We start from the raw sequence: 8,276 nt of genomic DNA on the forward strand, positions 1-8,276 counted from the left end.
CAGAACGACATCGCCACGGTTGAGCGCATAGAATTCGTCCGCGAGGTTAAAGGCGAAGTCGAAATACTGTTCGACCAGAACCACTGCAATCTCGCCCTCATCGCGCAACTGTGCAATCACGCGGCCGATCTGCTGAATGATATTGGGCTGAATGCCTTCGGTTGGCTCGTCCAAGAGCAACACGCGAGGTCGTGTGATCAGTGCACGCGCGATAGCCAACTGCTGTTGCTGCCCGCCAGAGAGGTCGCCGCCTCGGCGATGCAGGAACTCTTTGAGGATCGGGAAAAGCTGAAAAATCTTATCGGGCACGCCGCGTTCAGACCGATCAAGGCAGGCAAACCCGCTTTCCAGATTTTCCTGCACGGTCATCAGTGGGAATACTTCGCGGCCCTGCGGGACATAGGCGATCCCTGCCCGTGCGGCACCAAATGCGGTCAGGTGCGGCAGGTCTTTACCGTCTAACCGAATAGCCCCTTTGTCATAGGGATGACGCCCCGCAATCGCCTTGAGGAGCGAGGTTTTTCCAACGCCATTGGTCCCCATGACCGCTGTCACCTGCCCCGGCTTTGCGGTCATGGTGATGCCGTTCAAAATCTGGCTCTGCCCGTATTTCAGTGTGAGATTTTCAATTTCGAGCATCTTAGCGTCCCAGATAAACTTCAATCACGTCAGGGTTTTGGGTCACGTGATCGAGCGAGCCTTCGGCCAAAACCGATCCTTCGTGCAGCACGGTGACCTTGCAGTTCAGGCGACGCACGAACTCCATATCATGTTCGACAACGACAACGGCGCGGGTCTTCGCCGCCCGAACAAGGAGGTCGGTCGTTTGTTCCCGCTCCGCAGGCGTCATCCCTGCCGCGGGTTCATCGACCAAGAGCAAACGTGGATCTTGGGCCAAGAGCATCCCGATTTCCAACCATTGTTTCTGACCGTGTGATAGCTCTCCTGCAACACGGGTTAGCTGATCACTCAGCCCGATTTCTGCGGCGAGCGCTTCGATCCGCGTGGCCCCATCTGCCGTCTTGCGATAGAATAACACATCAAACGGTCCTCGTTTGTTTTTCAGCGCCATCGCGAGGTTTTCGCGAACGGTCTGCGCCTCAAACACCGTGGGTTTTTGGAACTTACGACCGATGCCTGCACGGGCGATCTGGCTTTCGCTCATGCCCAAAAGGCTGATGGATTTTTCGCCCCAAATGACTTTACCCTCGTCGGGTTTGGTCTTGCCCGTGATGATGTCCATAAAGGTAGTCTTACCCGCCCCGTTCGGCCCGATCACCGCCCGCAATTCAAGCTCTGCAATCGCGATGGAAAGGTTATTGATCGCACGAAATCCGTCAAAGGTGACCGAAACGCCCGAAACTTCGAGGAGACGTTTGTTCATTCCGGCTTTCCTTCTTCTGCGCGCCATGCCCCCTCGGATGGGCCATAGTCAGAGTTGCGTTTGACCGCGACGAAATCGAACAGACCGCCGATACCTTGGGGGAAGAACAGCGTGACCGCGACAAAGGACAGGCCCAGCAGGACAAGCCACCAGTCGGTCCAGACGATTTTGTAGAAACCGAGGTTGATCGCAGGTGCGCTGCCGCCTGTGAACCACGACGACAAGAGCGAGACGAGCGTTGCGCCGATCACAGCACCATAAAGCCGTCCACGCCCACCAATCGCCACCCAAACCGCGAGGTAGATGGACGCAATCGGTGCGATCTCTGCGGGGTTAATAATGCCTGCTTGCGGGTAGTAGAGGGCGCCAGCAATGCCCGCGACCATCGCCGTGATCGTAAAGACAAATAGCTTATACGATTCAACGTGATACCCAAGGAACCTCACCCGCGCTTCATCGTCCCGAATGGCCCGAATGACGCTGCCCATTTTGCCCGATGTGACAAAGGCAAAGAGGACATAACCGAGGCCAAGCGCGACGGCAGAAGCCCAGAAAAACCAGATCGAAACGTCGTCTTGGGATGCGGAAACACCGGGGATGTTTTGCAGACCCGAAAGGCCGTTGTTCCCGCGCAAACCGCTATCGTTTTGGAACAGATAGAGCGAGAGCGCGAGGGTCATCGCTTGGGTCAGGATGGAGAGATAGACGCCTGTAACGCGGCTGCGGAAGGCCAGCCAACCAAAGACCAGCGCGAGCAATCCGGGAACGATCAGGATCGCCAAAAGCTGGAGCGGCAGCGAATGGGCAAAACTCCAGATCAGGGGGAAATCGCTGCTGCCCACTACGCCGAAAATCTGAGTGCCGATGGCGTCAGAGACCTCTTGCGGTGTTGCGGGGAGCGGTTGGTTCGCCAGCGAACCTGCGACGATTTCTTCGGTGCGGGCATACATGAGCCACATGCCGATCGCGTAGCCACCGATCCCAAAGAACGCAAAATGGCCGAGGCTGAGGATACCGCAATAACCCCAGACCACATCCATCGCGATGGCGATCAGACAGAGGCAGAGCGTTTTGCCCAGTGTTTTGACGAAGGATGTCGAGATCAGGCCATAGCCCGTTGCCTCTGCCATCACGGTCACCGCGAGGGTGAAGAGCGACAGGACCAAGAGGAACACAAGGACCGAACGGTTCGTTACAAGGAATGATTTCGTCATGGCTCAGTTCCCTGCCGCACGGCCCTTGAGGGCGACGATGCCTTTGGGACGGAATTGGATGAAAATGATGATAAAGAGGATCATGTAGGTCTGCGCGGCGAGCGTGTTCGACGGGTTGAAGAACTCGATCCCTTTTTGCAGGAAGCCAATCAAAGATGCCCCCGCAAGCGTGCCCCAGACGTTCCCAACGCCACCTACCACGACGGTCATGAAGGACTGCACGATGTAGTCGGCCCCCATCTCGGACGTGACTTTGGCGTAGAGGCCGATGGCAACGCCTGCGATCCCCGCAATCCCAGAGCCAAGCCCGAAGGTGAGCATATTGATGCGATCTGGGTTAATGCCCATCGATGCCGCCATCCCTGGGTTCTGGGTCACTGCGCGGACCTCTAGCCCCAGACGGGTCTTTTTCAGGATGAACAAGATCAGGCAGAGGAACATCACGGCGAGCACAAAGATCGCGATGCGGATGTAGCTGATCGCCACCACGTCGTTGAACACCAGCGCACCGTCCAACCATGACGGCGAGGTCAGCGGGCGGGCCTGCGTGCCAAAGATGTTCTTTGCGATTTGTTGCAGCGCAATAGAGATACCAAATGTCGCGAGGAGCGTTTCCAGCGGGCGTTTGTAGAGGTGGCGAATGACCAACCGCTCCATCGCGACGCCAGCGGCAAAGGTGACGATAAAGGCAACGGGAAGTGCGACGATAATCGACACGGTGTAATCAGGTATCACCTGCTGGATCACATAGCCCGTGTAGGCGCCCATCATGATAAATTCGCCATGGGCCATGTTGATCACGCCCATCACACCGAAGGTCACAGCAAGGCCAATCGCGGCGAGGAAATATATTGACGCCAAAGAGATCGCATCGAGCGCGAGGTCAGCGGTCTGCATGGCACCCACCTTTAACTCGATCCGTTTGATTGCAGCAGCGGCGGCATCGGTGACGGCCTGATCCGCCTCGTCGTATTGGATGTAGAACACATGGGCCGCAACAGCCGCCTCACGATCCGCCATCGGGACAAAAGGTGCCGCCAGCCCCGCGTCAACAAGCCCCTGATAGGCACGAACGCGCTCTGCAGGATCAGACATGGCCGCAACTGGCACATCGGCGATCTGGCCATCCACGATATTCGCGATCAGGGCGGATTTCAGATCGTCTTCGGTCACTGTGGGCTGCGCCAGCCCAGCGGCGGCAAGCTCTGCATAGGCAGTGTTCACATCGAAATCAGGGCCGACCTCGCGGATTGCTGCGATATTGGCGCCTTCGGGCAACGTGGCCGCGACGCCCGTGGTCGTAGTCAGCGTTTGGTTCATCACCGCGCGAACGTCGACGCTCACATCGGACGATAGCGCCTCAATCGCCGCAACACGATCCTCGCTCAACGGCGCAAAGCGAGCTGTAAGCATCATCAACAGACGTTCTTTGCGGGCCTGCAAACCAGTGTCAGGCTCATCGGCGATCGACGCGGCAAGAGGCGCAAGCTGTTCGGCAGAGCCATCGCGGCTGATCGCATCCAATGCAGCAGCCCGACGATCATAGTCAGGATCGAGCAGTTGATATTGAACCAAGGCAGAGCCGATCACACCACGCACACCTGCGTTCGGCTTGATCTGCGCCATGGCAGATTTGGGCGCGGTGCCCACAGCCACCCCTGTCGAAAGGTCGATCAACGTGATCGGATCAGAGCCTTCGACATAGTAAAACAGGCCAGTCTCTTCGTTCTGCCAAACGTTCTTTTCTTGCCACGCCTGAAGAAATGCGGGGACTTCGGGCAGATCGCTGTCGATCAACGCAGTAATGGCTTGATCCACAGTGCGGCGAGACGGTTTGGCAATGTCATCGGAATAGGTTTGCAGGACAGATTGAAGGTCCTGAGCGGCAGCGGCAGCAGCCAAAAAGAAGATGGACAGAGCCATCACAACGGCGCGAAGCATCGGCGCGTTCCTTATGGGGTAGTCTTGGGGGGAAGGTTCGGGGTGGAGGACGCGCCCCCACCCCAAATGTCAAAACCTTAGTAGTTCGAGGTCAACTGAACGCAGGTCTGAGTTTCGGTGTTATACATACCGCATTTCAGGTCGATCCAGTCGGATTCCAGAACAGCGGATTCTGGCAGGAAATCGGTCCATGCGTCGCCAGCTACTTCGGTGGTTTGGCTGATGATGTCGAACTGGCCGTCCGCCTGAATTTCACCGATCAGAACTGGTTTGGTCAGGTGGTGGTTCGGCAACATAACAGCAGTTCCGCCCGTCAGGTTGGTGAACTCTTGGCCCGGAAGCGCGTCGATGATGGTGTCAACGTCGGTGGTGCCTGCCGCGGTTACAGCGTTCACCCACATGTTAAAGCCGATGTAGTGCGCTTCCATCGGGTCGTTCGTCACGCGGGCGTCGTCACCGATAAAGCCGTGCCATGCTTCGATAAAGGCTGCGTTTTCAGCGGTATCCGCCGACATGAAGTAGTTCCAAGCTGCCAAGTGGCCAACGAGGTTGGTGGTATCGAGGCCAGAGAGTTCTTCTTCACCGACGGAGAAGGCAACAACCGGGATGTCTTCGGCAGAGACGCCTTGGGCTGCGAGTTCTTTGTAGAAGCCGATGTTTGCGTCGCCGTTGATTGTAGAAATTACGCCAACCGATTTACCGTCAGCGCCCAATGCGACAACGTCGGACACGATGGTTGCCCAGTCCGAGTGACCGAACGGGGTGTAGTTCACAAAGATGTCTTCAGCCGCGATGCCTTTGGACTGAAGATAGCTTTCGAGAATGTTGTTGGTGGTGCGTGGGTAGACATAGTCAGTGCCCAGAAGCGCGAATTTCTCTACGCCAAGCTCTTCGAGGAAGTAGTCAACCGCAGGGATCGCCTGCTGGTTCGGAGCAGCGCCAGTGTAGAAAACGTTGCGCGAGGATTCTTCGCCTTCGTATTGAACGGGGTAGAACAGCAGGCCGTTCAGCTCTTCGAGGACGGGGAGAACCGATTTACGCGAGACCGAGGTCCAGTTGCCGAAAATCACATCAACGTCGTGAACGGTCAGCAGTTCGCGTGCCTTTTCCGCAAAGAGCGGCCAATCAGACGCAGGGTCGACCACAACGGCTTCGATTTCACAGCCCAGCAGACCACCCTTTGCGTTCTGCTCTGCGATCAGCATTAGCATGGTGTCTTTGAGAGTGGTTTCCGAAATGGCCATCGTGCCAGAGAGGGAGTGCAGCACGCCAACCTTGATCGGGTCAGCACATTCGGCCAAAGCGGAGCCTGCACCTGCGATCAGAGCAGCGGAGGAAAGTGCGGGCAGCATGATTTTTTTAAACATCTAAAGTGTCCCCTGTTTGAGACCCATCCGCGGCCCGTGACCAGTGGTCAAATCGGGTCAAAACGCGTATATTAAGGCCTCAGCTTTGTTGCTGGTGTCGCGCGGGGTCGGTTTTCTGCCAGGATTGCGTCCCCGTGCGGCGATTTCGAGCGGCGGTATCCGTCGCCCGAGAAAGAGGAGATGCTGCAACGCGGCACATCACAATTCTCATCAAATCCAGAAAATCAAAATTCAACGCAGGTGGTCACTTTTTAATCACAAATGAGTGCCTTGGTTATTTTTTAATCAGAACAAACGTCAACAATCGATCCATTTCACAGGCGAATGGTCCGAAAAACATAGTTAGTCACGTCTTAACTGCCTCATCTCTGCCATGATTGAGGTATATACTTACCTAACGTCACCCTAGTGGATTTGAGTAAAGCGAGACCGCCATGCCAGCCGATCAACTGAAAAAAGCACCGACACAGAACAAGCCGCAGACAGAAACAAAAAGACAAATACCTGTCGCCGCCGAGACACCCTACCTCATTCGTGACTTTGCGAGCCTCTAAGACGCGATCATAAATGAACAACCCTTGGGTGTTTTCCGTTTTGAGGCACATCATGTGGGGTGTTAGCCTTATGGATACGGCAGCTTATCCCAATGCAGCGTTTCAGCACCGATCCGGATGACATACCCCTGAACTTAGGGAAGACCGACAACCATAAAGAGACACCTAGGCCCAATGGCACTTAAAACCACCTTCGCGATTTCCAGCAATAAGACGCCAGATGACCTGCGCGACTCCCTGCTGTTTCGCGATCTGGATGGGTCTCAACTTCTCAGGTTGCGCGCTAAAATTGCGAGCCACCCGTCTCGACACACCCTTATCTACGTCGCATTTACATCGATCTGGGTCATGGGTCTGGCTTTGGGGGCTGGGGCAACAGATCTATCGAAAATCGCAATTTATTTTGTGCCGCACACGGCGCTTTTCGTGTTGGTGCTAGGCGTCCTCATCTATCCCATCCGTATGATATACTGGCCAATTCTTGCCTTCATCGGCATTTATCTGGCTCAAGCAATCATACCTACCTACATCCTGCCGCTTGACGAAACATCGGACAGTATCGCCCGGATGTTCTGGGCTGGTTTAGGGGTGAACTTATTTATCGGTGGCCTCGTCGGGTTCTTGTTGCGACTGGTGCTGAACTTCCTCAACAACCGCCTTGCCCCCTACACGGTCGACCTTACGATTTCAGTTCTGACTGGTGTGGTGTTCTCCATCGTTTCGGTTACGACAATCTCAACGCTCACCAGCGTCTTTGCGTCGTCTTTCCCAGAGGCTATCGCAGCACTTTCACTCGATAACGAGTTCCTGCTCCAAGCAGCGATCCGTTGTGGCTATGGCGGCATTGTCGTGTCCACCTTCTTTATTGGGATGATCCAATTCCCACGGCCATCGGATGTCCTCTGGGCAACACCATTTGTCTTGAGCTTTGGTGTGCTCGCCACATTGGGACAGTATGGGGTCCAACTTCATGTTGCCCTAGACGCCATCGCGCTCTGTGCGATTTTTGCTGTCGTTCTACCGATCCGTTTGGTTGTACCGACCCTGACCACGGGGATGCTGATCTACGCATCTATGACTGGCGCGATTGTGACGCCTCCGACGATCACCTCGCAATCCGACCTTGTCATAGAAGTTTACGCGGTCATCGCCCTCGGCATCATCATTTTCGTACTCGGCCTACGCAGCCATGGGCTGCACCTTCAAGATCAACAAGTCAGCTCGCTACGACGTCTAAATACTGTTCGGAACTACGCGGGCGTTGGCGTCTTTGCTGTTGATCTGACATCACGCATGGTCTCGGTTGATCCCGTAACACAGCGCATGCTGGGCGTTCCTCAAAGTTTCGATATTGCATCGATGATGCGGAAATTCGGCGACCATGAACAAACCGAATTGCGGCGCATGATGTTCCAACGTCCGGGAGAGACCACGACACTCCTCGCCCGCCTACGCGAGGCCCCAGGCAGCAATCACCGTCGCGTTATTCGCCTGTTCCTGTGGTATGAACGCAGCTTTGACAACTTGCCCGTCGTTTATGGCCTCGTGGTGGATGTGACAGGCGAACACCTGCAAGAACGCGCACTCAAGGAAACCTTGGCCGAATTGTCGATCCGTCAGGATCAGCAAAAGCAGATGTTCTCGATCATCAGTCACGAATTGCGGACGCCTGCGTCGGTGATTTCGATGCTTATCGACGACCTTAACGACGACGAAGCGGACCAAGAGCACCTCGCCAAGCGCCTGCGCGAGGCAACGGACCAACTTCTCGGCGTTTTGACCGACATGCGTCAGGCCGTGAACCCAGAAAAGAACC

At 55.7% G+C, this 8,276-nt stretch carries 6 protein-coding genes; 1 reads left to right on the forward strand and 5 read right to left on the reverse strand.

Going from position 1 to position 8,276, the window contains the following annotated elements:
- The 5 genes from urtE to urtA form a co-directional block, all read right to left on the reverse strand.
- Positions 1-639, reverse strand: a 639-nt coding sequence (gene urtE, locus AC07ED_RS07845) for an urea ABC transporter ATP-binding subunit UrtE (protein WP_478242054.1), incomplete at its 3' end; no start/stop codon positions are given.
- A gap of 1 nt (position 640) precedes the next feature.
- Positions 641-1,384: an urea ABC transporter ATP-binding protein UrtD gene (urtD, locus tag AC07ED_RS07850; protein ID WP_105235296.1), complete on the reverse strand. Its 744-nt coding sequence runs from the start codon at positions 1,382-1,384 to the stop codon at positions 641-643.
- Positions 1,381-2,598, reverse strand: a complete 1,218-nt coding sequence (gene urtC, locus AC07ED_RS07855; RefSeq protein WP_105235297.1) for an urea ABC transporter permease subunit UrtC — start codon at positions 2,596-2,598, stop codon at positions 1,381-1,383. Before urtC ends, urtD begins: the two co-directional genes overlap by 4 nt.
- A gap of 3 nt (positions 2,599-2,601) precedes the next feature.
- On the reverse strand, positions 2,602-4,539 hold the full coding sequence (urtB, locus tag AC07ED_RS07860; RefSeq protein WP_105235298.1) for an urea ABC transporter permease subunit UrtB: 1,938 nt from the start codon (positions 4,537-4,539) through the stop codon (positions 2,602-2,604).
- Between the two features lie 77 nt (positions 4,540-4,616).
- Positions 4,617-5,906 carry an urea ABC transporter substrate-binding protein gene (gene urtA, locus AC07ED_RS07865; RefSeq protein WP_105235299.1) on the reverse strand — a complete coding sequence of 430 codons (1,290 nt, stop codon included), beginning with the start codon at positions 5,904-5,906 and terminating at the stop codon, positions 4,617-4,619.
- A gap of 728 nt (positions 5,907-6,634) precedes the next feature.
- Between urtA and AC07ED_RS07870 the strand changes: the two genes are divergently transcribed.
- Positions 6,635-8,276: histidine kinase dimerization/phospho-acceptor domain-containing protein (locus AC07ED_RS07870; RefSeq protein WP_478242057.1), on the forward strand; the 1,642-nt coding region annotated here is incomplete at its 3' end.

This window comes from Aestuarium zhoushanense (assembly GCF_056431045.1).